Consider the following 24,522-nt stretch of genomic DNA (forward strand, 5'->3'; position numbering starts at 1 on the left):
GACAACCACCTGACAGTCGGGGAGCCCGGAATCACCTCATCACGTTCAGTGCCCGGAGCACAACTCGTTCAGCCGTTTGTGTTCCAAATTGGCCCAGATCCCTTCCACCACAGGCGTTTCCGGCCAATCGTGCCATTGCACGCGCCAGCTGCATGGCGCAAAGTACGGATGCAGCTGCACGTGCATCGAGGGCTTGCGACCACCGGTCAACGCCCACCGCAACCCATCAGTCAGTGCCCACAAACCGCTGCGCTGTGGTGGATCAGCACGCGCCACAAACGAGTGCAGGCGATCTGGTTTCGGCGTGTTGTGGTCGGGGAGGATCAACGGGCGATGCAGGTTGAGAGGTGGTCGTTGACGATGCCGCTGGCTTGCATCAGGGCGTAGGCCGTGGTCGGGCCGACGAACACGAATCCCTTTTTCTTCAGGGCTTTCGACATCGCGACGGACTCTGGCGTCGTGGCCGGCACATCGCCCAATGTCTTCGGTGCCGGCCGGTTGGCAGGCTGGAACGACCACAGGAGTTCGGTGAACTCGCCGTCGTCCAGCTCCAGCAGCGCACGTGCGTTGGAGATGGTCGCGTTGATCTTCAGGCGATTCCGGACTATCCCGGGATCGGCCATCAAGCGGTCGAAGTCGTCGGTGCCGTACTTCGCGATCACCTCTGGATCGAAGTGCGCGAACGCGGCCCGGAAGTTCTCCCGCTTGCGCAGGATGGTGATCCACGACAGTCCGGACTGGAACCCTTCCAGCGTCATCCGCTCGAACAGTCCCCGGTCGTCGCGGATCTCCTTGCCCCACTCGTTGTCGTGGTACTCGATGTACTCCGGCGCGGAGGTCGCCCACCCGCACCGCGGCGCCCCGTCCGGCCCGATCACCGTCATCGCGCGACCTCCCGCACCAACCGCCGCAACGAGATCCGCATCAGCACCTCGAACGCCGGCCGCACCACCGGCCACCCCATCCGACCGACCTTCCCCAAGGGCGGTACGACGTCCTCCGCCCACGTGAAGGTGCTGCCGACGCCGGTCGGAACGATCGAGAAGGTCCCGGTGCCGGCGACGACGGTGCCGAGGTGTTTCACCGTGCACTCGCGCGGAGGATCCCAGTGTGTGATGACCATGTCGTCAGTGAACCCGATGCCACCGACAGAAGTGCGCGCCGCGATCCCGCCGCCGACACCCTCGCCGTCGTGCTCGGTCGCCCAGACGCGGGTCAGCAGCATCCATCGCGATTGTCGCTCCCAGTCGATCGCGGCATCCCAGGCTGCCTGCGGACTCAAGGACAGATAGACCGAGGCTTCCGCGTGGCAGTTCCCGTCGGAGTTCATCAGCTCGGCCGCTGGTAAGCACCCTGCTCAGGCGGGGCCGGCTCCTCATGCTGAGGCGCTGCGTCAGGCAGCACCCAGTGCGGCGTCGGGGCGGGCTGCGGCCCTGCTGCCGGCACCGACCGCTGCTGGCCCGGCTGTGAGTTGTCAGCCGCGGGCGGCTGCTCGGGTGCGGGCCGCTGGTACCACGGCTCACCCTCCGGCTCGTACGACGCAGCCTCGGGCTGCCGCGGCTCCGGGGCCAGCGGCGGGTCAGACTGCCGAGGCGGCGTCGACTGCTGGGGCGGCGTCGATTGCTGAGGGGCAGGCTGACGCTCGGCCGGCGTACGCCGGGGTGGTCCGGGCTGGGACTGGGCTTCCAGGAGGGCGCGGGCCTCGGCCTGGAGGCGCTCGTACTCGTCCGCCGCCGCGTGGGAAGCGGCGGACCGTTCAGCAGCCGTCTGCTCGGCGACGACAGGCTGCTCGGCAGTCTCAGGCTCGTCGGAAGCGACAGGCTGCTGCAGAATCAGGCGCGGCGGGGCGGCCGCTGCCGGCGACACACCCTGAGCCGCAGCAGGCTGCACCTCCCCGGAAGGCTGCACCCCAGCGCCAGGACCAGCGGAAGGCTGCACGCCAGCGCCAGGACCAGCGGAGGGCCGCACCCCAGCGCCAGGACCAGCAGCGGTCTGCGGACCGCCCGAGGCCTGAGCGCCGCCGGCCATAGGCGACGCGGATCCAGGCTGCTGGCCTCCCGCGGCCGCTTGCTCCGGCGACACGACCGGGCGCGCCGGCTGCCCGGGCGATGCCGGATCCTGCTCGGAAGTCACGACAGGCTGCTCAGCCGTCACCGAGGGCTGTTCCGAGGTGTCCGACTCCGGGAAGTCGCCGCCGACCATGATCGGCTGCTGCGTCCCGGTGTCGTCGAAGTCAGCCGCGCTGTACCGGGACCGGGAGGTGAACCCCGCCCCGTCCGGAGCCTCCACGATCGGCGCGACCGCACGCTCGAGGTCGGCGATCCGGCGGTCGCGCTCGGCGACCTCCTTCGCGACTCGCTCGAGCAGTGTGTCCACCTCGTCCATCCGGTAGCCGCGCAGTCCGACCGCGAACCGGGCCGACTCGATGTCCGCCGAGCCCAGCGCCTGCCGCGCCGGCACGGTCATGTCGGGCCGATCGTCGTACGCCGTACTCATGGCACCCCAACGACCCGAGGCCACCACTGCGACAGCCCCGATCAACAGCACCACGATCAGCCCGAAGAACCACATCACGGGTCCGATCGTGCCATGCCGATCCAGTCACCCGCACAATCGGCAGGGTTTCGGACGTTCCGCACGGGCCGGTTCAGCTCCCGTCCGAGCCGAGCCGATGCGCTTCGCGACGCTCGCGGGCCTCCGGGTTGTCCGCGTCAGCCACGTCCCGCGCGGCGGCGGCCGCGGCCTCCTCGGCGGCGGCGTCGGCCCCCTCACCGGCCTTGATGATGTAGCTGATCGCCTCGTCCACGTCGTCGGTGATGGTGAACATCTCCAGGTCGGCCGCGGAGATCTTCCCGTCCACGAGCATCGTGTCCCGCAGCCAGTCCGCCAGCCCACCCCAGTACGACGTACCGAACAGCACGACCGGGAACGACGTGACCTTCCTGGTCTGGGCCAGCGTGAGCGCCTCGAACAGCTCGTCCAGCGTGCCGAACCCGCCCGGCATCACCACGAACCCCTGCGCGTACTTCACGAACATGGTCTTGCGGGTGAAGAAGTAGCGGAAGTTCATCCCGACGTCGACCCACTCGTTCAGGCCGTTCTCGAACGGCAGCTCGATGCCGAGCCCGACCGACACGCCGCCGGCCTCGGACGCGCCCTTGTTCGCCGCCTCCATCACACCGGGTCCACCGCCGGTGATCACCGCGTAACCGGCGCCGACCAGCTTCCGCCCGAATTCCTCGGCGGCGGCGTACATCGGGTCGTTCGGCTTGGTCCGGGCCGAGCCGAACACGCTGATCGCGGCGCCGAGCTCGGCGAGCATGCCGAAGCCCTCGATGAACTCCGACTGGATCCGCAGTACCCGCCACGGGTCGGTGTGCACCCAGTCGGTCGGGCCGCGGCTGTCCAGCAGGCGCTGCTCCGACGTGGATTGCTGCACCTGGTTGCGGCGCATCACCACCGGCCCGCGCTGCTGGTGGCCGAGCGGGCGGTCGGGGTGGATCGAGGGTTCTGCCATACCCCCAGGTTAGGTCGTCAGGTACTTACCAGCCTGGCGACGCGGGCTCCGTCAACCAAGTCCTCAACCTTTGTTCACACAGCTCGATCTCGGCCTCGGGCACGAACTCGTCCTGCTTGTGCGCGTACAGCGGGTCACCGGGTCCGTAGTTCACCGCCGGTACGCCGAGCAGCGTGAACCGGGCCACGTCGGTCCACCCGAACTTCGGCTTCGGCTCACCCCCGACCACCTGCAGGAACGCCGCCGCGGCCGGCCGCTCCAGCCCGGGCAGCCCGCCCGGCGCAGAGTCGGTGACAGCAAGCCCGAACCCGTCGAACACCTCCCGGAGGTGCGCCTCCGCCTCCGCCTCCGACCGGCTCGGCGCGAACCGGTAGTTGATCTCCACCGTGCACAGATCCGGTACGACGTTCCCCGCGACACCACCGCGGATCGCGACCGCGTTCAGACCCTCGCGGTACTCCAGGCCGTCGATCGGCACGCGCCGCGGCTCGTACGCCGCCAACCGGGCGAGGATCTCCCCCGCCGCGTGGATCGCGTTGCGACCCATCCAGGACCGGGCCGAATGCGCCCGCTCGCCCCGGGTGGTGACCTCGATCCGCATGGTGCCCTGGCAGCCCGCCTCGACCACCGCGTTCGACGGCTCCATCACCACCGCGAACACGCCCTCGAGGAGTTCAGGATTCGACCGGGTCAGCTTGAATAGGCCGTTCCGCTCGGCCTCGACCTCTTCACAGTCGTAGAAGACGTACGTGACGTCGCGGTTGGGCTCGGCCAGCGTCGCGGCGAGCCGGAGCCCGACCGCGACCCCGCCCTTCATGTCGCAGGCTCCGAGCCCGTGGATCAGGCCGTCGGCGCGCCGGGCCGGGAGGTTGTCGTTCAGCGGCACGGTGTCGAGGTGCCCGGCGATGACGATCCGCTCGTCCCGGCCCAGATCGGTGCGCGCGACCACGGTGTTGCCGTGCCGGAACACCTTCAGATGCGCATACGCCGACAGCGCCGCCTCGACCTCGTCCGCGAGCGCCTCCTCGGTCCCGCTGACCGAGGAGATGTTGACCAGCGCCTCGGTCAGGTCAGGGCCGGGCATGGTCAGGTCGAGCTTGTTCATCAGGCGTCCTCCGCCGGGGGTACGAACACGCAGAACTCGTTGCCCTCGGGGTCCGCGCAGACGTTCCAGCCGATGTCGTCGTCCTTGGGCCGCAGCAGTGTCGCACCCGCGTCGAGCACCGGTTGCAGCGCGGGCGCGGTGACGTCCCAGTGCACCCGGTTCTTCACCGTCTTCGGCTCCGGCACCGGCACGAACACCCAGTACGGGAACGGCAGGCCCGGCACGTTCTCCAGCCAGTTGTACGGCGTACCCGGCCGACTGCCGAAGTCACCACCGACCACTCCGTGCCACCAGCGCGCCTGCGCCTCGGGCTCGGCTGCGTCGACGATGAGCTCCAGCACCTTGTACGCCGGGACGGTGGTGCGGACGAATCCGCAGAACTCGCCGCCCTCCGGGTCCTCCATCACGGTCCACATCTGCTCGTCACTCGCCGGCACCTGGATCGTCGCGCCCTGGCGCTCGAGGTCCCCGATCGCGCCGGCGGCGACGTCCAGATGGACGCGCTGCTTCACCGTCCGCGGCTCGTCCACCTTGTTGATCCAGATGGTCTTCTCCGGTACGTCGCCGACCAGCACGTTCGGGTTGTCGGCCGGCGAGGTCAGCCCCAGGACGTTCCCCCAGAACGCCGTCATCGCGCTCGGGCACGTCACATCGATGCACAGGTCCTTGAAACGTGCGACGGTCATAGCCCACAGGCTATCGGCCGTGCTGCTTACGGTAATGGCGGTTCACACGCTCGCGGTTCCCGCAGGACGGGGAGCACCAGGTCTGGCGCGGATCGTCCTGGAGGAAGTACTTGACGCAGCGAGCAGCCGGGCAGGCCCGGAGCCGGGCGCGGTCCGGGCTGGCCAGGAAGTCGATCGCGGAACGGCCCACCGCGCCGACCAGCAGCGCGACCGGATCGTCGGTCCGCCCAGCCCATCGGGTGATCGGTACGCCGTCCTCGGGCCAGTCCAACTGGGTTGTCCCGAGCCGGTCGGAAGCGCGGTTCACCATGCGCAGTGCTGCCGCCGCATTCATGAGCCGATCCGCATCCGCCGTACTGGGAGGTCGGGGTGCGACGGCTCGGGCGAAGAGTGCTCGTACGGCGCTGCGGATCCGGACGAGGTCGTCCCGCGAGTCGTCGGCGCCCTCGAACGGACGGCCGAGCACCGCCGCGACGAGATCCTCGTGCTGCTCGACCCAGGCGTCTGTGTCGGCGGGCGTCGCGAGAAGGTCCGCGACACCGCCGTTGCCGTCGTGCCGAATCGTCGCCGCGAGAGCGAAAGCCAGCGTGCTCACGGTCGTAGTCTAACGGGATATCGGGTTGCTGCCATGTGAGTGACTGCTCTAGGGTCACTAACGCGACAGGCCGCACCTACCGTTAGGCATTCGATGACCGACCTCCGCACCAGACTGCGCGCAGTCCCGACGTTGACCGGTACTCCGCCGGCGTTCGATCCGGCTCGTACGCCGCAGACACCGCATCCACTGTTCGTCGAGTGGCTGCTCGCCGCGGTCGACCAGCAGATCCCGGAGCCTTGTGCCGCGACGCTGTCGACAGTGCGCGCCGACGGGCGTCCGAACGCGCGGGTCCTGATCCTCAAGGACGTCACCGACGACGGGTGGCAGTTCGCCTCGTCGGCGACCAGCCCGAAGGGCGAGGAGCTCGCGGGCACGCCGTACGCCGCTCTGACGTTCTACTGGATCCCGCTCGGGCGCCAGGTCCGCGTGTCGGGGACGGTCGAGGCCGCGGATCCGGAGGACTCGGCGCGGGACTTCATGTCTCGTCCGGTGCCTGCCCGCGCCGAGACGCTGGCTGGGCGGCAGAGCGACGTACTAGATGATCCGGCCGAGGTCGAGGCGGCGGTTGCGGAGCAGGTCGAGCGGTTGAACGCCGAGCCTGGTGTGGTCGCTGCGAACTGGACTCTCTACACGCTGCGGGCCGATGAGGTGGAGTTCTGGCAGGCGGATCCGGACCGACGGCATCTCCGCCTGCGCTACCGGCTCAGCGACCCGACTCTTCCCTGGACCAAGGAGCGCTTGTGGCCCTGAACGACGTCAAGACAGCAGTCACGCAACTGACGGCGCTGGTGACGGACCTGGACGACGAAACCGCCCGCGGCGCGTCCGTCCTGCCCGGCTGGTCCCGCGGTCACGTGATCACCCACATCGCGAACTTCTCCGCGGCGATGACGCGGCAGGTCGAGGAAGCCCTCCAGGGTCGCCTGGTCGAGTTCTACGACGGCGGCCGCCCAGCCCGAGAGGCCGCTATCGAAGCCGGCGCACACCGCCCCGCCGCCGAACTCAAGTCGCATCTGGCTGCCGCAACAACCGCCCTACTCGCCACCTGGGACAAGGTCGGCCCGGATGACTGGCAACGCCCCATCACCCACCGGGACAGCAACATCGCCGCCGCCGTCAACACCACCTGGCGCGAACTGACCATCCACACCACCGACCTCAACCTGGGCGTCACCCCTGCCACCTGGCCGCCCGCCTTCTGCCTCCACCTCCTGAACTTCCTCCGCCCCCGCACCCCCGAAGGGATCCACCTGACCCTCCAACCAACCGACGCCCCCACCTGGGAGAACGGCACCGGCACCCCCGTCACCCTCACCGGCCCCCTCCCCGCTCTCACCGCCTGGTACGCCGGCCGCATCCCCACCGACCCAATCCACGGCCCGATCCCGGACCTACTCCCCTGGCCCTGAAACGTCAGCCGACTGTGAAGTCGTCTACCTGGATGAAGGTGTCTACGCCGGGGGCGTTGAAGCCTGCGTAGACGGTTAGTTCGTGGACTGCTTCGGGGACCTTGACCGTTACCTCGTGGTGGACGTAGCCGGTGCCGGCACCGAAGGTCGTTGAGGCCAGGTCTTGGGTGCCGTTGCGGACTCCGAAGCGGCCTTGGTCAGCGGGCAGATTGGCGGACGCGTTGACCCAGGAGCCGAAGGTGTAGGTGGTGCCTGGGGTGACGGGGATGGTCTGATAGAGCGCGCTGAAACCGGTGCAGGTGCAGCGGATCCAGCCGTTGTTCGCGCCGGAGTGGGCGAAACCGAGTCCACGGTCGACACCGTTGGCCGCCGTACCCTCGAAGAGCCACGCCGGCTTCCCGCCGCCGGTTCCTTCGAACCCACCGTCAGCGAGTTGAGCGACGTACCTGACTGCCAACTCCGCCACGGACGTGAAGCTCCGCGTCCCGCCCGGCAGTCCGATCACCCGCACTCCGTCCGTCTCCTGCGCAGGGAACGTGATCGTGTACGCTGTGTTCGCGCCGGCCGAGACATCGCCCGGGTACGCCGGTGACACGGTCTGCGCACCGACCTCGACCCACTGACCATCCCGACGAACCTGCACCCGCGGCCGGCCCGTGAAGAACCCACCCTGCGCCGACACCGCGCCCGAAGTGAACTCCACATTGTTGACCTTGTGGCGAGACGGCCACTGGTAACCCCACCACGACGCACCCTTCACCTCGTCGTCGAAGTCGGTCTCACTCCCGGTCGTCGCACCGTCGTTCATCAACGCCAGACTGCCCGACTGCGTCGACTTCGAGATCGCGACCGCACCAGTAGCCGGCGCCGCCAGGTTCTCAGGTCCGGGCAGATTGTCAGCCGGCTCATCGGAGGACGGCGTCAAGACCAGCTTGCGCAGGTTGAAGTTGTAGACCGACGTCCCGATCCCGCCACCACCGCACGGGCAGACATTCGCCTGGATGTACATCGTCTTGCCGTCCGGCTGGACGAACTTCGACGGGATCGTCACGCCGTACCCGCCGTACTTCGAGGTCGACCACGGATACCCGCCGAAGTCCTTGCTCATGAAGTGCTTCCACGGACCCCACGGCGTCGGCGACTCGTAGAACTCGAACGTGTACTCCGTCCAGGACGTGTACACGTACCGCTTCTGCTGAGCCAGGTACGTGACCCCGCCCTGACTGATCACACTCAGGTTCGACGCGTTCGTCCCGTACGTCTGCGCGTACAGCCGTCGCTGATCCGTCAGCACCGGCTTGCGATCCGCGATCTTCGCCGACCATCCGGATCCGGTGTAGAACTTCCACGCACCCCGGTCCTGGACCTTCCCGCGAGGAACCCGCGCCAGGAAGACACTCTGCGGATCCGCGACCGTGTCGTCGAACGAGTCCCGCCAGTTCCCGTCCAGCCCATAGGCATAGACGTACCCGTCCGGCGCGAGCGCACCGCCCTTGCCGAAGTCCGCGAACCAGATCGTCGTGAACACATGGTCGTCGAACATCGGCTTGCTCTTGTCCCACGTCCACGTCCGCCCGTGGTCGGTCGACTTCAGGATCGTCGCGGCCGGTACGTCGTTGAAGTCCAGCGCGAGGTCCTGGACGGCCAGGTACATCGTGTCCCCGACGCACACCATCCCGGTGGGTTTGCGGTTGTACCCGGCACCGCTCCAGATCGATCCGACCTGGTCGCCCTTCGAGATCGTTGCCCCGGACAAGCTCCCGGGCGTCCCGTTGATCTCGCTGACAGCGATGTCGGCGAAGTCCTGGTCCAGGCTGAAGCCCTTGCCGTCGCCGTTGGCGGCGTACAGCTTGTCGTTGCCGGCCCAGCAGGACGGCCACAGGTCGCCGTCGCTCGGGCTGGGTGTCCCCTTCGACTCCACCTGTGCCGTGCCGATCGCGGTCGACGTAGTGGTGGCCGGTGGGGAGCCGGAGGATTGGGTGAGCAGTGTCGCCGTTGCGAAGACCAGCGGCAGGACAGCAAGCAGAGCCCCACGCTTCATGAGCGTTCCTTTACTTGAGGCCGGTCGTCTTCATCGCGTCGACCAGGCGTTTCTGGCCCGCGACGAACACCACGACCGTCGGGATGGCCGCGATCACGGCGGCCGCGAGAATGAGGTTCCAGGCCGAGGCGTACTGCCCCTGCATCCCGGACACGCCGAGCTGGATCACCCGCAGGTCCGGGTTCCTGGTGATGGTCAGCGGCCACAGGAACGCGTTCCAGTTGGCCAGGAAGAACAGCACCGACAGCGACGCCAGCACGGGTCGGCTGAGCGGCAGGATGACACTCCAGTACCGCCGCCAGTAGCCGCACCCGTCCAGGTCGGCCGCCTCCTCCAGCTCCCGCGGGATGTTCAGGTAGTACTGCCGGAGCAGGAAGATGCCGAAGGCATGGAAGATGCTGGGCACGATCAGGCCGGCGTAGCTGTCCAGCAGGCCGAGTTGCTTGGCCACCAGGAACAGCGGCACCAGGATCACCGGCAGCGACACCAGCAGCGTCGACATGATGCCGGAGAAGATGATCCCGCGTCCCGGGAACCGCAGCCGGGCCAGCGCGTACGCCGCCATCGAGTGAAAGAACAACGCGACCACGGTGACGACCACCGACACGATCGCACTGTTCAGCATGAACCGCGGCATCGGGATCTTCAGCAGCACGTACTGCAGGTTGTCCAGCGTCCAGGTGGTCGGCCAGCCGAAGTTGAAGACGTCCTCGGCGGGTTTGAGCGCGCTGATCGCGATCCACAGCAGCGGCAGTACGGCGATGATCGCCAGTACGTGCGCCAGGATGGGCAGGAATCTAATCCTCATCGAAGCGGCCTCCTCGGGTGAAGCCGAACATCAGGCCGGTGCAGATCACCAGGATCGCGACGACCACAGTGGTCAGCGCGGCGGCGTACCCCATGTTGTTGAACGTGAACGCCTGCTCGTAGATGTAGAGCACGACCGTGCTGGTGGCGCGGGCCGGTCCGCCTTTGGTGAGCACGAAGACCAGGTCGAACGCCTGCAGGCCGGTGACCGCGCCGATCGTCGAGTTGACCACGACGAAGAAGCTGGTCGGACGCAGCAGCGGCCAGATCACGTACCGGAATCGTTGCCACGAGCTCGCACCGTCGATCTGCGCGGCGTCCTCGAGCTCCTTCGGTACGTCCTTCAGACCGGCCAGGAAGACCAGCATCTGATACCCCATCAGGAACCAGACACTGATCACCACATAGGTGCCCAACGCAAGGGACGGCGTACCGAGGAAGGACACGTCGCCGAGGCCGAACGGCGCGAGGAGCTTGGACAGCGCGCCGCGCTTGTCGACCAGCAGGAACTGCCAGATCAGGCCGACCACGACCAGGCTGACCACGTTCGGCAGGAAGAACGCCGAGCGGACCCAGCCGATGCCCTTGAAGTGGTTGCGCACCAGCATGGCCAACGCGAAGCTCACCACGAACGCGATCGGCACGAACGTGACGACGTAGATCCCGGTGACCCTCAGCGAGGCCCAGAGCTGGTCGTCGCCGGCCATCAGCTTGTAGTTGGCCAGACCGACGTACTGGTAGTTGCCGAAGCCGTCGACCTTGAAGAACGCGACACCGAAGGCCAGCACCATCGGCAGTGCGACGAAGATCAGCAGGCCGATGGTGTCCGGCGCGAGGAAGGCGTACGCCGCCAACGCCTCGCGCCGTTTCCGCGTCATCCCGGCCTTGGCTCTGGGAGCCTGGGCCTTCTTCCGTGCGGTGGTGGGAGGGGCTGTCGTGGTCACCATCAGCTGATCGGCGCGCCCTGGTAGGTCTTCAGGAACGTGTCGATCTTGGCCGCCGCGTCAGCCGCCGCCTTGGCCGGGTCGGCCGCGTTCAGCTGGCAGGCCTGGATCGCGTCCGCGATCGGCTGGTACACCTCCGGTGGGAACCGCGGCTCCGGCTTGCCGGTCGGCGCGATCTCGCTGACGAACTTCTTCAGCGCACCGTCGGCGAACGCACCCTTGGCGTCCGCGGCCTGCTGCACCGACTTGCGCGGCGGCAGGTTGGTCTTCACCACGGTGTTCCACTGCCGCTGCCGTTCGATGCCGGCGGCATCGGTCGAACCGAGCGCCCAGGTGATGAACTTCGCCGCCGCCTCCGGGTTCGCGCCCTTGGAGTTGGCCACGAACGCCCAGCCGCCGAGGTCGGTGGCCGGCTTGCCGCCGTCCGGGGTCGGGTGCGGAATGATGCCGTACTTGAAGGTCTTGGCCTTGGCGCGCATGTCCGCGACCGCCCAGATGCCGCTCTGCTGCATCGCGGCCGCGCCGGAGCCGAGGTTCGACACGACGTCACCGCCGCCGTCGCCGAGCGCCTTGCGCGGGGCCACCTTGTGCTGGATGGAGTCCTGCCAGAACTTCAGTGCCTGGACGGCGGCCGGCGAGTCGAACGCGACCTTGCCGTCCTTGATCGGCGTACCGTCGCCCTGCCAGAGGAACGGGTACCAGGTGAAGTTCTGGTAGTAGCCCGGCAGCGTCTCGAACATCACGCCGTACCGGTCCTTGCCGGTCAGCTTCTCCGCGACCGCGATGGTCTGGTCCCAGGTCTTCGGCAGGTCTGCCTCGGACAGGCCGGCCTTCTCGAACGCGGTCTCGCTGTAGTACATCGCCAGCGGCTCGATCTCCATCGGCAGGCCGTAGACCTTGCCGTCGACGCTGCGCGCCTCGAGCAGGCCGGGCAGGTAGTCGGCCTTGGACTCGTCGGACAACGCCGAGCCGAGGTCCTGCAGGACGCCGCCGTTGTAGTACCGCAGGAAGTCGCCGGGGCTGATCAGGAAGATGTCCGGTCCCTGTCCCGACTGGAACGCGGTCTGCAGGGTGGTCCCGTTCAGGTAGTCCTTGCCGGGGATGTAGCGCAGCTTGACCTTGACGTCGTTGTTTTTGTTCCACTCCGCGACGGTGTCGACGAACCACTTGCTCTGTGGGCCCTGGTCATCGGACGGGCCGTAGAAATTCCAGAACGACATCTCCTTGGCGTTGCCGCCGGAGTCGTCGCCACCACAGGCGGACAGCAGCGGTACGCCGGCCGCCGACGCGGCGACGGCGCCGAGGCCGCCGCGCAGGATCGAACGGCGGCTGAGCTGCCTGGCAGGACTGCGCCAGATTGCAGGAGTGGGTGTTGCAGCCATCACGTGCTCCAGGGGGTGTGCTCTCGAACGACCGAGGATTGGCAATCGATTTCTCGCAATCTACGAGCGACGACCTGGCCGGTCAAGGCCCGAACCGGTGACGATGTGATCAACCTGGCCGATTTCCTCGTGCACGTGAGGGTTTCGACCTGGATGCAGACGTTGACACTGCCGGATCGGGCTGCCTACTCTTCGGAAATCGATTTCTGACATGAGAGGCGCTGGGATGCCAGTTGTGCCGAACCGTGCGACCGCCCACCGCACGGCCGACGAGCTGTCCAGGGACCTGGTGGCACGGGGATTGCAAGCGGCGCGGGACGCGATCGAGACCGAGGCCGCGGCGGTGTCCGCGTTGGCGGACCGGTTGGACGGGGTCTTCCTCGACGTACTGACAGCCGTCGCCGGCTGCGAAGGTCACCTGGTGGTGACCGGCCTGGGCAAATCCGGGCTGGTCGGCCGCAAGATCGCCGCCACGCTCGCCAGCACCGGGACGCCGGCCACGTTCATCCACTCCGGCGACGCGCTGCACGGCGACTCCGGTGCGGTGACAGCCCGCGACCTGGTCCTCGCCCTGTCCGCCTCCGGTGAGACCGCCGAGGTGTGCGCGTTCGCCCGGATGCTTCGGGACCGGGAGATCCCGGTGATCGCGATGACCGGCAACGAGGAGTCGACGCTGGCCCGGCTGGCGACGTACACGCTGGACACGATGGTGCTGAAGGAGGCGGACCCGCTGAACCTCGCCCCGACCGCGTCGACCACGGCTTCGTTAGCGATGGGCGATGCGCTCGCCTGCGCGCTCGTCGTACTGCGGGAGTTCAGTCACCACGACTTCGCCCGGTTTCATCCATCAGGTGCCCTCGGCAAGCGTCTGCTGGGGGACGAGGCATGAGTTCGTACGACGTCTGCGTGCTCGGCTCGTTCATGAAGGATCTGGTCGCGTCGGCCGAGCGGCGACCGCTGCCAGGCGAAACCCTGCACGGGACCGGCTTCGCGGAGTTCCTCGGCGGCAAGGGCGTGAACCAGGCCATCGCGGCCGCGCGGATGGGTGCCCGGACGGCGATCGTCGGCACCATCGGCGAGGACCGGTACGGCGAGGAGTTCCTCGAACTGCTCGAGTCCGACGGCGTCGACACCGCGTGGGTGGTTCGTCATCCGTCACTCGGCACGGGGGTCGGTCTGCCGCTCGTACTGCCCGACGGAGGCAACTCGATCATCATCGTGTCCCGTGCGAATGCGGCGATCACCGCGGACGACGTCGAGGCGGCGGCCGGCGTACTTACCGCCAGTAAGGTCCTCAGCGTCCAACTCGAACTCCCGGTCGAGGCGAGCCACGCTGCCCTCCGGCTCGCCTCGACCGCGGACGTCACCACGATCCTCACTCCGGCCCCCGTCGGCCCGGTCGATCCGACGCTGGCGTCGTACGTCGACATCCTGGTCCCGAACGAGGTGGAGGCGGCCGCGCTGACCGGGCTGAACTGCGACGACGAATCGCAAGTCCCCGCGATCGCGCGGAAGCTGGCCGAGGAGTGGGACCTGCGCGGGTGCGTCGTGACGCTGGGATCGCGCGGGGCCTACGTCCTGGACCGGGCACGGGACTTCGAGGAACGGGTGGAGGCGCACCGCGTCGCGACCGTCGACACAGTCGGTGCCGGCGACGCCTTCTGCGGGTCGCTGGCCGCGTCTCTGGCCGGCGGTGCCGAGCTGATCGACGCCGTACGGCTGGCCAACGCCGCCGGTGCTCTGTCCACCACCGTGAACGGCGCCGCGGACTCCGCGCCGGACCGCGCGACCGCCGTCGCCCTCCTGGACGGCGCGGCTACCGGCCTCGGCCCGCCGTCACCATGAGATCCTTGGTGTCCGCGGAGTGGCGTAGCTCGAATGATGCTGGTGTCCAGGTGCGCACCTCACTCCGCGGACACTTAGCGCTGGATCGGGGTTAGAGTGCGATCCAGACGACCATCGGATCTCCAGCGGGGAGCGGGCATGACGACGATCTACGACGTCGCGCGTAGATCGGGCGTGTCTCCGGCGACTGTCTCGCGGGTGCTGAGCGGCCGTCGCAACGTGGATCCGCAGTTGTCCGAGAAGGTCCGGGCCGCGGTGGCCGAGCTCGGCTACCGGCCCAATGGCGTCGCGCGGAACCTGCGCAAGTCCAGTACGAACCTGTGGGCCGTGGTCATCTCCGACATCGAGAACCCGTTCTTCACGTCGCTCGTCCGTGGTCTGGAGGACGTCGCGCAGACCGAGGGCTACCACGTCGTACTGTGCAACTCCGACGAGGACCCGGCCAAGGAGGCGGCGTACGCCTCGGCAGTGCTGACCGACCAGATGGCCGGCGTGGTGATCTCGCCGACGTCGACGGCCGAGGGCGTCCAGCAGCTCGCAGCAGCGAAGATCCCGCTGGTCCTGATCGACCGCCGGGTCGACGGGGTCGAGGCGGACACCGTGCTGGTCGACAACGAGCACGGTGCGCACGAGGGCGTCAAACACTTGATCGACGGTGGGTACCAGCGGATCGCGTGCATCACCGGACCGCGGAAGGTCAGCACGGCAATGGACCGACTAGCTGGTTATCGGTCGGCGTTGCGGGCCGGTGGGATTCGCTACAACAAGGACCTGGTCCGGCACGCGGATTTCCGCGAGGCCGGTGGATATGCGGCGATGGAGAGCCTGCTCGAGCTCGCCGAGCCACCCGAGGCGCTGTTCGTCACGAACAACCTGATGACGGTCGGTGCGCTGGAATGCCTTGCGAAGAAGGGCCTCCGCGCTCCGGCCGACATCGCGGTCGTCGGCTTCGACGACATCCCGTGGGCAGACCTCGTCGTACCCAGCCTGACAACGGTGGCCCAGCCGACGTACGAACTAGGCCGAACCGCCGGCCTCCTCCTCAAAGACCGCACCGCCTCCCCCGGCCGCCCACCCTCGACCGTCACCCTCCGCACCGAACTCCACATCCGAGCCACCTCAGCCCCAAGAACCAAGAAACGCTGAGACAGCACGAGGTCGGACACCCGGCAAAGGACACCGCCCTCCCGCCAGCAACCCGCGCACGAGGAACGCAGATCGGACACCGCTTCGCGGCGGCTGTCCCATCGGCCGCCTCCGGCGGCCGGCGCGGATCGTTTGACGAGCAGGGTGCTGGGCGGACCATCCGCACCTCGTGCAACCAACGCCTTCGGCGGCGGCTACTTCCTTGGCCCAACGGTGTCGCGAACAGGGGCGATCGGCGGGAGGGTCCGGCGCGGACGGGTCTGGGAGCACATCCGCGCGGGGCGATAGCCCGCCACGCCGATCAGGTATGGGTCAGCCGCTGCTGGCGTACCTAAGGACAGGAGGTAGTCGCCTGAAGCCGGCTCGCGCAGGCGACGCCAAGCGGGGCCAGGGTGTCAGAGGGGGACTACCTCCTGTCCTTACGTACGGGCAGACGCTGGTGAGGACCGGGCCAACGGTTCGGGCGGGGACAAACCCCGACGGGTCAGGTGGTCCGCCCGCAGGCGGGGTCGATGGCGGGCGGGGTCGACAGCTGGACGGGTCGATAGCTGGCGGGGTCGGTAGCTGGCGGGCGCCGCGGGAGTTGCTGGCGCCTATCGCGTATGGAACTCGGCTCCGGTCTGCGAACGCCGCCGGAGGCGGCGGGACAGCAGCCGCCGCGTAGCGGTGTCCTTTCTGCGCGCCGCCGGAGACGGCAGGAGGTCAGCCGCCAGCTTTGTGGAGGAGTTCGAGTTGGCTGAGGGTTAGGTCGGTGGTGGCGGCGGTGATGGTTAGGCGGTAGTGCTGGTAGGTGGCGGGGGTGGGGATTTTGAGGGGGGGGGTTTGGTGGGGCCAGGGGAAAGACTGGTTGGTTCGGGTGTCTAGGACGGTCCAGGTGGTGTTGTCGGTGGAGGCTTCGAGGTGCCAGGCGGTGGGGGTGCCGCCGGTGCCTGAGGTGAGGGTGTAGAAGGACGGGGTGACGGGGGTGGGGAGGGACCACGCGATGGTGGGGGTGGGGGTGTCGAAGGTGACCTCGGTGGTGGAGGTGTTGTCGAAGAGGGGGTTGCCGGGGTCGTGCGGGATCAGGTCGACGAGAGGGGTGGGGACGGCGTCGTCCTGGGTGATGGAGGGTGGGGTGGCCAGGGTCGCCCAGTCGGACGGTTCGGGCCCGAGGACGAAGTCGATCTGGCGGGCGGCACGGAGTTCGGCGTCTCCGATTGAGGCGGTGGGCAACTGTTTGCCGTCGACCAGGAGGTCTTGGACGTAAGGGTGTTGGACGTTGGACGCCGTGATGGTGATCGGCGAGCCGCCCAGCGGGGTGACGACGGTGCGGGAGAAGAGCGGCGAGCCGATCGCGTATTCGGGGGCGCCGACGCGGAGCGGATAGATGCCCAGGGCAGCGAACAGGTACCACGCGGACATCTCGCCGTTGTCCTCGTCGCCGGGGTAGCCCTGGCCGATCTGTTCGCCGACGTACAGGCGGTCGAGGACCTCGCGGACGATGGCCTGCGTCTTGTGGGGTGCGCGGGCGTAGTTGTACATCCAGGCGATGTGGTGGGCCGGCTGGTTGCTGAAGCCGAACTGACCCATCCGGACGGCCTGGGCCTCGAGCATCTCGTGGATGACGATCGAGTAGGTGCCCTTCTTCACCGCGAGTTCCGGCGTGGCGAAGAACTCGTCGAGCTTCGCCTCCAGGCCGCGCGGGCCACCGTACAGGTTGGCGAGGCCGCGTGGGTCGTGGGCGACGTGGAAGGCGAAGTTCCAGCCGTCGGTCTCGGTGAAGTCACCGCCCCACTCGCACGGGTCGAACTCCTCGGGCGTCTTCGCGAACGTACCGTCCGGCCGACGGCCCTGGAAGAAGTTGACGGCGTCGTCGAAGAGCAGCACGTAGTTCAGCGATCGCCGGCGCAGGTACTCCGCTTCCTCCGCGAGCTGAGCGCGACGAGCGGCCGGAACTGCTGGATCGTCGGCGAGGCGGGCGGCCATCTCGGCGAGGCCGAAGTCGTTCAGGTACGCCTCGAGCGACCAGGACACGCTCTCCTCGGTGTCGGTGCTCACGTACCCGGTGAAGAACCCCGTCTCCACGCCCTTCCGCCCGACCTCTGTCGCCTCCGGCCCGACGGTGGCGTTGCGGAGCCCGGCGTCGTACGTCGCCAACGGGTCCGGCAGCTCGACGCCCTTCAGGTAGGCATCCGCGAAGGACACGTCGGAGCTGGTCCCGGTCATGCAGTCCGCGTAGCCCGGCGACGACCAGCGCGCGATCCAGCCACCGTCGCGGTACTGCTGCACGAACTCGTCGACGAACTCCGCCGCCAGCGACGGGTAGAGGAACGCGTACGCCGGCCACGCGGTCCGGTATGTGTCCCAGAAACCGCTGTTGACGTACATCTTTCCGGACTTCTCCACCGCCCGATCGGCCTCGGGCGCGGTGACCGGGCTGGCGTAGCGGTAGTCCGGTTCGTCAATAGTGCCGGCGTTCTCGAAGTGGCTGTTCGGGTAGAGGTTGAGCCGGTAGAGGTTGCCGTAGACCGTGCGCAGCTGCGGCTCGGTCGCACCCTCGGGGCGAATCACCGCAAGCCGTTCGCTCCAGGCCTCCCAAGCGGCCTGCTGGATGTCCTCGAAGGACCGGCCCTCGAGCTCGAGCGACAGGTTGTGGCGCGCCTGGTCGACGCCGATGAATGACGTCGCGATCCGCAACGTGACTCCGTCGACCGCGGCGAAGGAAGCGGCGCGCGCGTTGTCGCGGCCACCAACAGTCGGCCCGAAACCCACCGGCGCCGACGAGAAGACGCCGTAGCAGTACATCCGCGTCCGGCCGAACTCCGAGCCGTTCTCGACCCAGCCGGTCAGCGCAGTCCCGTCGAAGCTGAAGGCGCCGTTCTCGTCGATCGTGTCGAACACCAAGTGCCGGCCGGCCGCATCACCCGGGAAGTCGAACCGGAAGATCGCGCCATGATCGGTCGGAGCCAGCTCGGCCAGTACGCCGTTCGCAAGGCGGACCGAGTACAGGTCCGGCCGAGCAATCTCGTCATCGTGGCTGAAGGCGGCCGCGCGTTCGGCCGGATCGCCGAGCGGCTCGGTCGCGGCCACGGGCATGATCGTCAGCTGGTCCCGGTCGCCCATCCACGGGCTGGGTTGGTGCGAGAACGACAGGCCCTGCAGCTCCGGCCGGTTGTCGGCGTTGTTCGCGCGGTGGTACTCGTACGGCCAGCGGTGGGTCGACGCGTCGGTCACCGGCGTGAGGAAGTTGAAGCCGTTCGGCCAGGCGGTGATCGGCAGCGTGTTGCCGCGGGAGAAGTCGTGGCTGGCGTTGGTGCCGCGCCGGGTGTCGACGGACGCGACCAGGTCCGTGCCGTCCAGCCGGGCCGGCGCCGGCGCGATCTCGATGTCGTCGAGCCAGCCCTCGAAAGGCCCTGAAGGGGCGTCGACCACGAGCAGCACCTGGTCGACGGTCTTCCCGGCCGCCGGGGTGAGGTCGACCTGTACGTCGTTCCACTGGTTCGCGTAGAGGATCTTGGCCGCGCCCTGGCCGGCCGCGTCGAACGGCATCCCGTACTGGTCCGTGACGTCGAGATCGGACAGGCGAGTGCCGTCGGTGAAGACCAGGTCCACCACGGCGTACGTCGCCGAGTAGCCGAGCTGCTCGTCGAGCTCCGGGTAGATCTTGTACCGCAGCCGGTCCCTGACCTGCAGCAGTCCACCCACCACTTGAAGCGCCGCTTCCTGACGGCCGCCCGTCGTACCGGAGTAGCGGGTCGCGTCGACACTGCTGAAGCCGGCGCCGCTCGGGCTGGTCGGGCCGACCGGCCCTCCACCTGTCTCGATGATCACGGGAGGCAATGCTACGGATCAGTGCGGCGGCGGAGGCGGGACGTTCCCATCCTGGACCCACGCCACATAGTCGCGCGCGATCTCCTCGTCCGCCCGCAGCCGGAGTCCCGCCGCCAACGCCCGCCGGTTGTCGAGCCGGAACGTCCCGTCGTTGCTCCCGTCGTGCGGCAGGTGGAAGCGATCGACGGCCGGCGACCAGTCCACCGGAGCAGCATCGGGTACGACGGAACGCCAGGCGTCGGCCAACTCCGCCATCGTCCGGGTCGGCCCGACCGCGTTGAACGGGCCGCTCACGCGCTCGGTGGTGAGCCGGAGCAGGAAGTCGGCCAGGTCGCGGGCATCGACGTACTGGACCGGCTGCGACGGCCGGGCAGCGGACTCCATCCGCGTCTCATGTGCAAGAGCGGTGCCCCAGTTGCCGAAGTCCGGGTTGTACGGACCGACCACGAAGCCGGACCGAACCGCCGCGGCCCGCTCGCCGAAAGTGGCCGACAGCAACGACTCGCAGCGCACCTTCGACGGCCCGTAGATGTCCATCGTGAACTCGTCCTCGGGCGCACCGTCCGGCCAGTCCAGCAGCGGAGCCGACTCGTCCATACCCGGCGTCACCTTGCTGGCGTAGACGGCGATCGACGACATGTAGGTGTAGTGGCCGACACGATCCCGGAGCAGCTCCGCACTCCGCCGGACCTGTGGAACCAGGAAGCCGGACATGTCGATGACGCCGTCCCACTCCCCCGTCGCCAGCACGTCCGGCGCGGCCCGCTCGCCGACCAAGCGTCGTACCTCAGGAAACAGCTCGGGGTTGGTCAGGCCACGGTTGAACAGCGTCACGTCGTGACCGTCGCGGAGGGCGGCCTCGACCACGTGACGGCCGAGGTTCTTCGTGCCGCCGAGGACGAGCAGTCTCACGAGAGCTGGTCCAGGAGATCCTCGAGCTCGGCCAGGAGCGGGGCGATCCAGGAGCCGGAATCCGGGATCGTGCGTTGGCCCTCGGTGACGACGAAGTCGAGTGCGAGCAGGCAGAAGCAGGCGCCGCCGGCGAGCAGTTGACGGTCGACCAGGAACGGATCCGCGCCGGCGATCTCGACGTAGTGGGCGACGATCGGTCCGCGGTCGTGACCGAGTGCGGTCGCATCGCGGACCAGGGTGTACAGGTCGCTGAGGTACGGCGCGACGTACGCCAGCGGCCAGTCGACCGCGGTCCATCGGGTGCCGTCGGTGACGAGATTCTTCGGCACGAAGTCACCGTGGACGACTCCGAACGGTGCATCCCGGTGCAGCGCAGCGAGTGCCTCGGTCAACGGCCCGACGTCGAACGAGATCCGCTCGATGCGATCAGCCAACTCCTTGACCCGCTGCGGCGGAAACCCACTCGGCCCTGATACGGCGCGCGAGCGAATCTCGGCCAGCAACTCGGCCGCGGCAAGGAAACCCTCAGCCGACGGCTCCTGCTCCAGCGTCACCCGGCCCACGTCCGCGAGCACGAGCATGCCGTCCTCGGCGTGGATCAGCTCCGGTGCCGGCAAACCCAACGGGATGACGAACCGCTCGTACGCCGTTCCCTCGCCGGACTGACTGTCCGTCCCCCGCTTCACGATCACACTGCGCAGTCCGTACGACAGCCGCCAGACCTCCGACGATCCCCACTGCCGCAGCAACTCGCCGTGCAACGCCTCGATCGACGGAGCCTCCGTAGCCCGCAGTACCGGTCCGTCAACATGCGAGAGCCACGCCGGAAGCATCCGGCCAGTAGATCACGACCGGCTGAGCTGCCGCCGCCGATTTACGAAGGGTTCGGGCTGCCTGCACAGGCGACGAGGATCCGGTCCACGATGCGCTGGGCGACCCGCTCGGCGTCGAGATCGGCGACGATCCGGTGCGGCCCGTCCCCCGGTGTGAAGGAGGTGATCCCAGCCTCGTCGACCTCGATCCGGCCGGTGGCGAACGTGAACAGGTCCGGATCGGTCAGCATCAGTACCGCGGCCGGGTCGTGCGGGACGTTGGAGTCCGACGCGGAGAAGCTCCAGAACTGCCGCATCTCCGCGCCAAGCAACTGCCCGAGCGGTCCGGCGGCCTCGAACTCGGCCACGACGGCGCCACCCAACCGGAGCCGTGACGTCTGGTCGATACCGATGACCGTCGCCGGCACTCCGCTGGCGAACACGGCCGCGGCCGCGTCGACGTCGCACTTGATGTTGTGCTCTGCATCGGCCGACAAGAAGTCGCCGCCCATGACACACAACTGCTCGATCTGGTGCCCGGGCCGCTCGACGGCTTCCGCCACATTGGTCAACGGGCCGACCGCGACAACCGTCGGTGAGGCGGCAAGCACTCCGATCGGATCGGTGTCGGTAGCGACGGTCTCGCGGTCCAGGTCAGGAAGAAGGGCGCCTTCGTGACCGGCCCACCAGACCGGCCGGCCGGAGCGGGTCTCGGTACGGCCAGGCACGATCGGGTCGATGGCGCGACCAGCGACCGTCGCCACCCGCGCGGCCATCCGGGCCCGCACGAGCGTGTCGCCGTACACGGTGGTGACGGCGGCGAGATCGAGTTCGGGCGAGCCGAGGATCGTCGCCAGCGCGAGGACGTCGTCGACGTCGGAGCCGAGATCGGTGTCGAAGGTCAGCGAGGATGCCGTCTGCATCCGTCCATGTGACCACAGCCACCGGTGCACCGGCCTCTGGAGCGGCGCGGGCCGTCTGGCAGGCTTGTGGGCATGACCGAGAATGCCACGCACGCCTGGGGCTTCGGCCTCGCCACCGTTTCCGCCGACGGGACCGTCCTCGACGTCTGGTACCCGGCGCCCGAGCTCGGCTCACGGCCGGACGACGCCAAGGCGCCGGCCGAGCTGATCGCTGCCGAGGGCAACGACGAGATCCGGCAGGTACGGCGTGAGGTGGTGACGGCCGAGATCACCCTGGACCAGGCGCCGGCGGGCACCGCGGACGCGTACCTGCGGCTGCACCTGCTGTCGCACCGGCTGGTCCGCCCGCACGGCCTCAACCTGGACGGCATCTTCGCCGCGCTGCCGAACAACGCGTGGACGTCGCTCGGCCCGGTCCCGGTCGAGGACATCGAGCAGGTGCGGCTGCGGGCCCGCGCAGCCGGCCAGCACCTGAGCGTGGCGAGCGTCGACAAGTTCCCGCGGATGACGGACTACGTCGTACCGAGTGGTGTCCGGATCGGCGACGCCGACCGGGTCCGGCTGGGCGCGCACCTGGCCTCCGGGACCACCGTGATGCACGAGGGCTTCGTGAACTTCAACGCCGGCACGCTCGGTACGTCGATGGTCGAGGGCCGGATCGTGGCCGGTGTGGTGGTCGACGACGGCAGCGACATCGGCGCCGGCGCGTCGATCATGGGCACGCTGTCCGGCGGCGGCACCCAGGTGGTGTCGATCGGCAAGCGCTGCCTGCTCGGCGCGAACGGCGGCACCGGCATCTCGCTCGGCGACGACTGCGTGGTCGAGGCGGGGCTGTACGTGACCGCCGGCACCAAGGTCACCCTCCCCGACGGCAGCATGGTCAAGGCCCGCGACCTGTCCGGGCAGCCCGGGCTGCTGTACCTCCGCAACTCGGTCACCGGTGCCGTCGAGGCGCGGCCGCGGCAGGGTGAGGGCATCACGCTCAACGAAGCCCTGCACGCCAACGCGTGACGGGTGAGCAACAACGCGTGCGGAACGCCAACCAACCGCACGTTCCGCACGTCAACCACTTCGTGACCGACACCTCGGAACCCGACCCCCGCCCCCGCACGTTGGGAGCGGTATGCCGTTGAAGCGTGGTGCCCTGGTGGCAATGGGCGCTGTCGGTGTGTTCGCGCTGGCCATCGGGTTGACGGTCCGGTGGGTCGGAGACAAGGGGATCGGGCCGTTGCTGCCGCCCAAGGAGCAGTGCACGGCCACGGTCAACGGGACCACTGTCGAGTTGGACCCGGAGCAGGCGGAGTCGGCCGCGATCATCGCGGGGGTCGCCGTACGCCGGGGACTGCCGGCTCGGGCGGCGACGATTGCGCTGGCGACGGCGTACCAGGAGTCCGGCCTGCGAAATCTTGCGCACGGGGATCGGGACTCGCTGGGGCTGTTCCAGCAGCGGCCGTCCATGGGCTGGGGTACGGCGAAGCAGGTGCAGGACCCGCACTACGCGGCCGGGAAGTTCTACGACGCGCTGGTGAAGGTGAAGAACTACCAGACGCTCGCGGTGACGGTGGCGGCCGACCGGGTCCAGCGCAGCGCGTTCCCGAACGCCTACGCGGATCACGAAGCGGATGCGCGGGTGCTCGCCTCGGCGCTGACCGGGCAGTCGAAGAGCGTGTTCGCCTGCACGGTGAACACCGACTCGGTGAAGCAGGAGGTGGTCGGCCGCAGCGGGCTGACGCCGCGGGCGGAGGCCGTACGCGCGGATCTGCTCGAGACATTCGGGAAGCTGTCGACCGGTGGGTATGCGCCGGGTGGGGTGCAGTCCGGGCACATGGAGGGGTCGGCGCATTACGACGGCCGGGCGGTGGATGTGTTCGTCCGGCCGATCTCGACGACGAACACGACCAAGGGCTGGGCGATGGCGCAGTACCTGGTGGCGCGGGCGGACCTGCTGAAGATCAAGACGGTGATCTTCAGCGACAAGATCTGGACGGCCGGTGGGCGCTCCGACAGCGGGTGGCGCGACTACACCCCGCCCGAACGCTCCGGCGACCCAGCCATCCTCCGCCACCTCGACCACGTCCACGTCGACGTCCAAGAGCAGTAGTCAAAGCATGTGGCGAGCACCCCGGTTGGAGTACTCGCCACACTAGGTAACCAAAGAACTACTCGTCGTGCTCCTGTGGGGGCAGGGCCTCGACTCCTCCACCCCCGCCTTTGGCTTTTCAGCCTTACTCGTCGTGCTCCTGCGGGGGCAGGGCCTCGATGAAGGGGTGATCCTTGTCGATCTTGCCCATCTTGGAGGCGCCGCCGGGGGAGCCCAGGTCGTTGAAGAAGTCGACGTTCGCGGTGTAGTAGTCCTTCCACTGCTCCGGGGTGTCGTCCTCGTAGTAGATCGCCTCCACCGGGCAGACCGGCTCGCAGGCTCCGCAGTCGACGCACTCGTCGGGGTGGATGTACAGCATCCGGTTGCCCTCGTAGATGCAGTCGACGGGGCATTCCTCGACGCAGGCGAGGTCCTTCAGGTCAACACACGGCTGCGCGATGACGTAGGTCACTGCTACTCCTCCTATGGCAGGCAAGCGCAGCGC

23 protein-coding genes are annotated in these 24,522 nt (G+C 68.4%); 7 read left to right on the forward strand and 16 right to left on the reverse strand.

The window, feature by feature from the left end; translation table 11 throughout:
* Positions 1 to 323: 323 nt before the first annotated feature.
* The 7 genes from E0H75_RS26865 to E0H75_RS26895 all read right to left on the reverse strand — a co-directional run bounded on the left by E0H75_RS26865 (position 324) and on the right by E0H75_RS26895 (position 5,903).
* A complete protein-coding gene (locus tag E0H75_RS26865; protein ID WP_131516418.1) occupies positions 324 to 884 on the reverse strand; it encodes a DNA-3-methyladenine glycosylase I in 561 nt (186 codons plus the stop codon).
* Entirely contained in the window at positions 881 to 1,330 is a 450-nt protein-coding gene (locus E0H75_RS26870) for an SRPBCC family protein (RefSeq protein ID WP_131516419.1), read from the reverse strand. The genes E0H75_RS26865 and E0H75_RS26870 overlap by 4 nt, the downstream gene beginning before the upstream one ends.
* Complete coding sequence (locus E0H75_RS26875; protein ID WP_238163319.1) at positions 1,330 to 2,571, reverse strand: DivIVA domain-containing protein; 1,242 nt, start codon at positions 2,569 to 2,571, stop codon at positions 1,330 to 1,332. The genes E0H75_RS26870 and E0H75_RS26875 overlap by 1 nt, the downstream gene beginning before the upstream one ends.
* A gap of 76 nt (positions 2,572 to 2,647) precedes the next feature.
* A complete protein-coding gene (locus tag E0H75_RS26880) occupies positions 2,648 to 3,517 on the reverse strand; it encodes an LOG family protein (protein WP_131516421.1) in 870 nt (289 codons plus the stop codon).
* A 25-nt stretch (positions 3,518 to 3,542) separates the two neighbouring features.
* Positions 3,543 to 4,622, reverse strand: a complete 1,080-nt coding sequence (gene dapE / locus E0H75_RS26885) for a succinyl-diaminopimelate desuccinylase (RefSeq protein ID WP_131516422.1) — start codon at positions 4,620 to 4,622, stop codon at positions 3,543 to 3,545.
* On the reverse strand, positions 4,622 to 5,308 hold the full coding sequence (locus tag E0H75_RS26890) for a VOC family protein (protein WP_131516423.1): 687 nt from the start codon (positions 5,306 to 5,308) through the stop codon (positions 4,622 to 4,624). Before E0H75_RS26890 ends, dapE begins: the two co-directional genes overlap by 1 nt.
* A 10-nt stretch (positions 5,309 to 5,318) precedes the next feature.
* Positions 5,319 to 5,903 (reverse strand): CGNR zinc finger domain-containing protein, encoded by a 585-nt coding sequence (locus tag E0H75_RS26895; RefSeq protein WP_131516424.1) that lies wholly within the window; start codon positions 5,901 to 5,903, stop codon positions 5,319 to 5,321.
* Between the two features lie 93 nt (positions 5,904 to 5,996).
* On the opposite strand from E0H75_RS26895, the gene E0H75_RS26900 reads away from it, so the two are divergent.
* Together E0H75_RS26900 and E0H75_RS26905 are read left to right on the forward strand one after the other, a co-directional pair.
* The gene (locus E0H75_RS26900) at positions 5,997 to 6,656 is read left to right on the forward strand and encodes a pyridoxine/pyridoxamine 5'-phosphate oxidase (RefSeq protein ID WP_131516425.1); all 660 of its coding nucleotides are present in this window, start codon (positions 5,997 to 5,999) and stop codon (positions 6,654 to 6,656) included.
* Positions 6,647 to 7,315: a maleylpyruvate isomerase family mycothiol-dependent enzyme gene (locus tag E0H75_RS26905; protein WP_131516426.1), complete on the forward strand. Its 669-nt coding sequence runs from the start codon at positions 6,647 to 6,649 to the stop codon at positions 7,313 to 7,315. Before E0H75_RS26900 ends, E0H75_RS26905 begins: the two co-directional genes overlap by 10 nt.
* A 4-nt stretch (positions 7,316 to 7,319) precedes the next feature.
* Here E0H75_RS26905 and E0H75_RS26910 read toward each other — a convergent pair whose 3' ends face one another.
* From E0H75_RS26910 to E0H75_RS26925, 4 genes are read right to left on the reverse strand one after another with little or no spacing between them, the layout of a single operon-like run.
* A complete protein-coding gene (locus tag E0H75_RS26910; RefSeq protein WP_131516427.1) occupies positions 7,320 to 9,356 on the reverse strand; it encodes a DUF4185 domain-containing protein in 2,037 nt (678 codons plus the stop codon).
* A gap of 10 nt (positions 9,357 to 9,366) precedes the next feature.
* A complete protein-coding gene (locus E0H75_RS26915) occupies positions 9,367 to 10,164 on the reverse strand; it encodes a carbohydrate ABC transporter permease (protein WP_131359222.1) in 798 nt (265 codons plus the stop codon).
* Positions 10,154 to 11,110: a carbohydrate ABC transporter permease gene (locus tag E0H75_RS26920; protein ID WP_131516428.1), complete on the reverse strand. Its 957-nt coding sequence runs from the start codon at positions 11,108 to 11,110 to the stop codon at positions 10,154 to 10,156. Before E0H75_RS26920 ends, E0H75_RS26915 begins: the two co-directional genes overlap by 11 nt.
* Positions 11,110 to 12,489 carry an ABC transporter substrate-binding protein gene (locus E0H75_RS26925; protein ID WP_131516429.1) on the reverse strand — a complete coding sequence of 460 codons (1,380 nt, stop codon included), beginning with the start codon at positions 12,487 to 12,489 and terminating at the stop codon, positions 11,110 to 11,112. The genes E0H75_RS26920 and E0H75_RS26925 overlap by 1 nt, the downstream gene beginning before the upstream one ends.
* Positions 12,490 to 12,715: 226 nt before the next feature.
* Here E0H75_RS26925 and E0H75_RS26930 point away from each other — a divergent pair, with 226 nt between their 5' ends.
* The 3 genes from E0H75_RS26930 (at position 12,716) to E0H75_RS26940 (ending at position 15,480) form a co-directional block, all read left to right on the forward strand.
* Positions 12,716 to 13,378: a KpsF/GutQ family sugar-phosphate isomerase gene (locus E0H75_RS26930; RefSeq protein WP_238163297.1), complete on the forward strand. Its 663-nt coding sequence runs from the start codon at positions 12,716 to 12,718 to the stop codon at positions 13,376 to 13,378.
* The gene (locus E0H75_RS26935; RefSeq protein WP_131516430.1) at positions 13,375 to 14,334 is read left to right on the forward strand and encodes a ribokinase; all 960 of its coding nucleotides are present in this window, start codon (positions 13,375 to 13,377) and stop codon (positions 14,332 to 14,334) included. Before E0H75_RS26930 ends, E0H75_RS26935 begins: the two co-directional genes overlap by 4 nt.
* A 138-nt stretch (positions 14,335 to 14,472) precedes the next feature.
* Positions 14,473 to 15,480, forward strand: a complete 1,008-nt coding sequence (locus tag E0H75_RS26940; protein WP_131516431.1) for a LacI family DNA-binding transcriptional regulator — start codon at positions 14,473 to 14,475, stop codon at positions 15,478 to 15,480.
* Positions 15,481 to 16,182: 702 nt separating this feature from the next.
* On the opposite strand, the gene E0H75_RS26945 is transcribed toward E0H75_RS26940, so the two are convergent.
* The 4 genes from E0H75_RS26945 to E0H75_RS26960 are packed head-to-tail and all read right to left on the reverse strand — an operon-like array spanning position 16,183 to position 21,937.
* Positions 16,183 to 19,290, reverse strand: coding sequence for a GH92 family glycosyl hydrolase (locus E0H75_RS26945; protein WP_131516432.1), 3,108 nt, complete (start codon positions 19,288 to 19,290; stop codon positions 16,183 to 16,185).
* Positions 19,291 to 19,308: 18 nt separating this feature from the next.
* On the reverse strand, positions 19,309 to 20,202 hold the full coding sequence (locus E0H75_RS26950) for a Rossmann-fold NAD(P)-binding domain-containing protein (RefSeq protein ID WP_131516433.1): 894 nt from the start codon (positions 20,200 to 20,202) through the stop codon (positions 19,309 to 19,311).
* Positions 20,199 to 21,035, reverse strand: a complete 837-nt coding sequence (locus tag E0H75_RS26955; RefSeq protein ID WP_131516434.1) for a phosphotransferase family protein — start codon at positions 21,033 to 21,035, stop codon at positions 20,199 to 20,201. Before E0H75_RS26955 ends, E0H75_RS26950 begins: the two co-directional genes overlap by 4 nt.
* A 41-nt stretch (positions 21,036 to 21,076) precedes the next feature.
* Complete coding sequence (locus tag E0H75_RS26960) at positions 21,077 to 21,937, reverse strand: nucleoside hydrolase (RefSeq protein WP_131516435.1); 861 nt, start codon at positions 21,935 to 21,937, stop codon at positions 21,077 to 21,079.
* Positions 21,938 to 22,009: 72 nt separating this feature from the next.
* Between E0H75_RS26960 and dapD the strand changes: the two genes are divergently transcribed.
* A complete protein-coding gene (gene dapD / locus E0H75_RS26965; RefSeq protein ID WP_131516436.1) occupies positions 22,010 to 22,948 on the forward strand; it encodes a 2,3,4,5-tetrahydropyridine-2,6-dicarboxylate N-succinyltransferase in 939 nt (312 codons plus the stop codon).
* Positions 22,949 to 23,060: 112 nt separating this feature from the next.
* Positions 23,061 to 24,038: a VldE C-terminal domain-containing protein gene (locus tag E0H75_RS26970; RefSeq protein WP_131516437.1), complete on the forward strand. Its 978-nt coding sequence runs from the start codon at positions 23,061 to 23,063 to the stop codon at positions 24,036 to 24,038.
* Positions 24,039 to 24,162: 124 nt separating this feature from the next.
* Here the strand turns inward: E0H75_RS26970 and fdxA are convergent, their stop codons facing one another.
* Positions 24,163 to 24,489, reverse strand: a complete 327-nt coding sequence (fdxA, locus tag E0H75_RS26975) for a ferredoxin (protein ID WP_131359246.1) — start codon at positions 24,487 to 24,489, stop codon at positions 24,163 to 24,165.
* Positions 24,490 to 24,522: the final 33 nt, after the last annotated feature.

Source organism: Kribbella capetownensis, from assembly GCF_004331485.1.
In the GTDB taxonomy this organism is placed as follows: Bacteria; Actinomycetota; Actinomycetes; order Propionibacteriales; family Kribbellaceae; genus Kribbella; species Kribbella capetownensis.

Excerpts from the sequence above, each read along its gene's own strand:
- E0H75_RS26910 (WP_131516427.1), bottom strand. The coding sequence starts at position 9,356 with ATGAAGCGTGGGGCTCTGCTTGCTGTCCTGCCGCTGGTCTTCGCAACG.
- E0H75_RS26960 (WP_131516435.1), bottom strand. The coding sequence starts at position 21,937 with ATGCAGACGGCATCCTCGCTGACCTTCGACACCGATCTCGGCTCCGAC.
- E0H75_RS26935 (WP_131516430.1), top strand. The coding sequence starts at position 13,375 with ATGAGTTCGTACGACGTCTGCGTGCTCGGCTCGTTCATGAAGGATCTG.
- E0H75_RS26900 (WP_131516425.1), top strand. The coding sequence starts at position 5,997 with ATGACCGACCTCCGCACCAGACTGCGCGCAGTCCCGACGTTGACCGGT.
- E0H75_RS26915 (WP_131359222.1), bottom strand. The coding sequence starts at position 10,164 with ATGAGGATTAGATTCCTGCCCATCCTGGCGCACGTACTGGCGATCATC.
- E0H75_RS26955 (WP_131516434.1), bottom strand. The coding sequence starts at position 21,035 with ATGCTTCCGGCGTGGCTCTCGCATGTTGACGGACCGGTACTGCGGGCT.
- E0H75_RS26925 (WP_131516429.1), bottom strand. The coding sequence starts at position 12,489 with ATGGCTGCAACACCCACTCCTGCAATCTGGCGCAGTCCTGCCAGGCAG.
- E0H75_RS26970 (WP_131516437.1), top strand. The coding sequence starts at position 23,061 with ATGCCGTTGAAGCGTGGTGCCCTGGTGGCAATGGGCGCTGTCGGTGTG.
- dapE (WP_131516422.1), bottom strand. The coding sequence starts at position 4,622 with ATGAACAAGCTCGACCTGACCATGCCCGGCCCTGACCTGACCGAGGCG.
- E0H75_RS26880 (WP_131516421.1), bottom strand. The coding sequence starts at position 3,517 with ATGGCAGAACCCTCGATCCACCCCGACCGCCCGCTCGGCCACCAGCAG.
- dapD (WP_131516436.1), top strand. The coding sequence starts at position 22,010 with ATGACCGAGAATGCCACGCACGCCTGGGGCTTCGGCCTCGCCACCGTT.
- E0H75_RS26875 (WP_238163319.1), bottom strand. The coding sequence starts at position 2,571 with ATGTGGTTCTTCGGGCTGATCGTGGTGCTGTTGATCGGGGCTGTCGCA.
- E0H75_RS26890 (WP_131516423.1), bottom strand. The coding sequence starts at position 5,308 with ATGACCGTCGCACGTTTCAAGGACCTGTGCATCGATGTGACGTGCCCG.
- E0H75_RS26940 (WP_131516431.1), top strand. The coding sequence starts at position 14,473 with ATGACGACGATCTACGACGTCGCGCGTAGATCGGGCGTGTCTCCGGCG.
- E0H75_RS26920 (WP_131516428.1), bottom strand. The coding sequence starts at position 11,110 with ATGGTGACCACGACAGCCCCTCCCACCACCGCACGGAAGAAGGCCCAG.
- E0H75_RS26930 (WP_238163297.1), top strand. The coding sequence starts at position 12,716 with ATGCCAGTTGTGCCGAACCGTGCGACCGCCCACCGCACGGCCGACGAG.
- E0H75_RS26865 (WP_131516418.1), bottom strand. The coding sequence starts at position 884 with ATGACGGTGATCGGGCCGGACGGGGCGCCGCGGTGCGGGTGGGCGACC.
- E0H75_RS26870 (WP_131516419.1), bottom strand. The coding sequence starts at position 1,330 with ATGAACTCCGACGGGAACTGCCACGCGGAAGCCTCGGTCTATCTGTCC.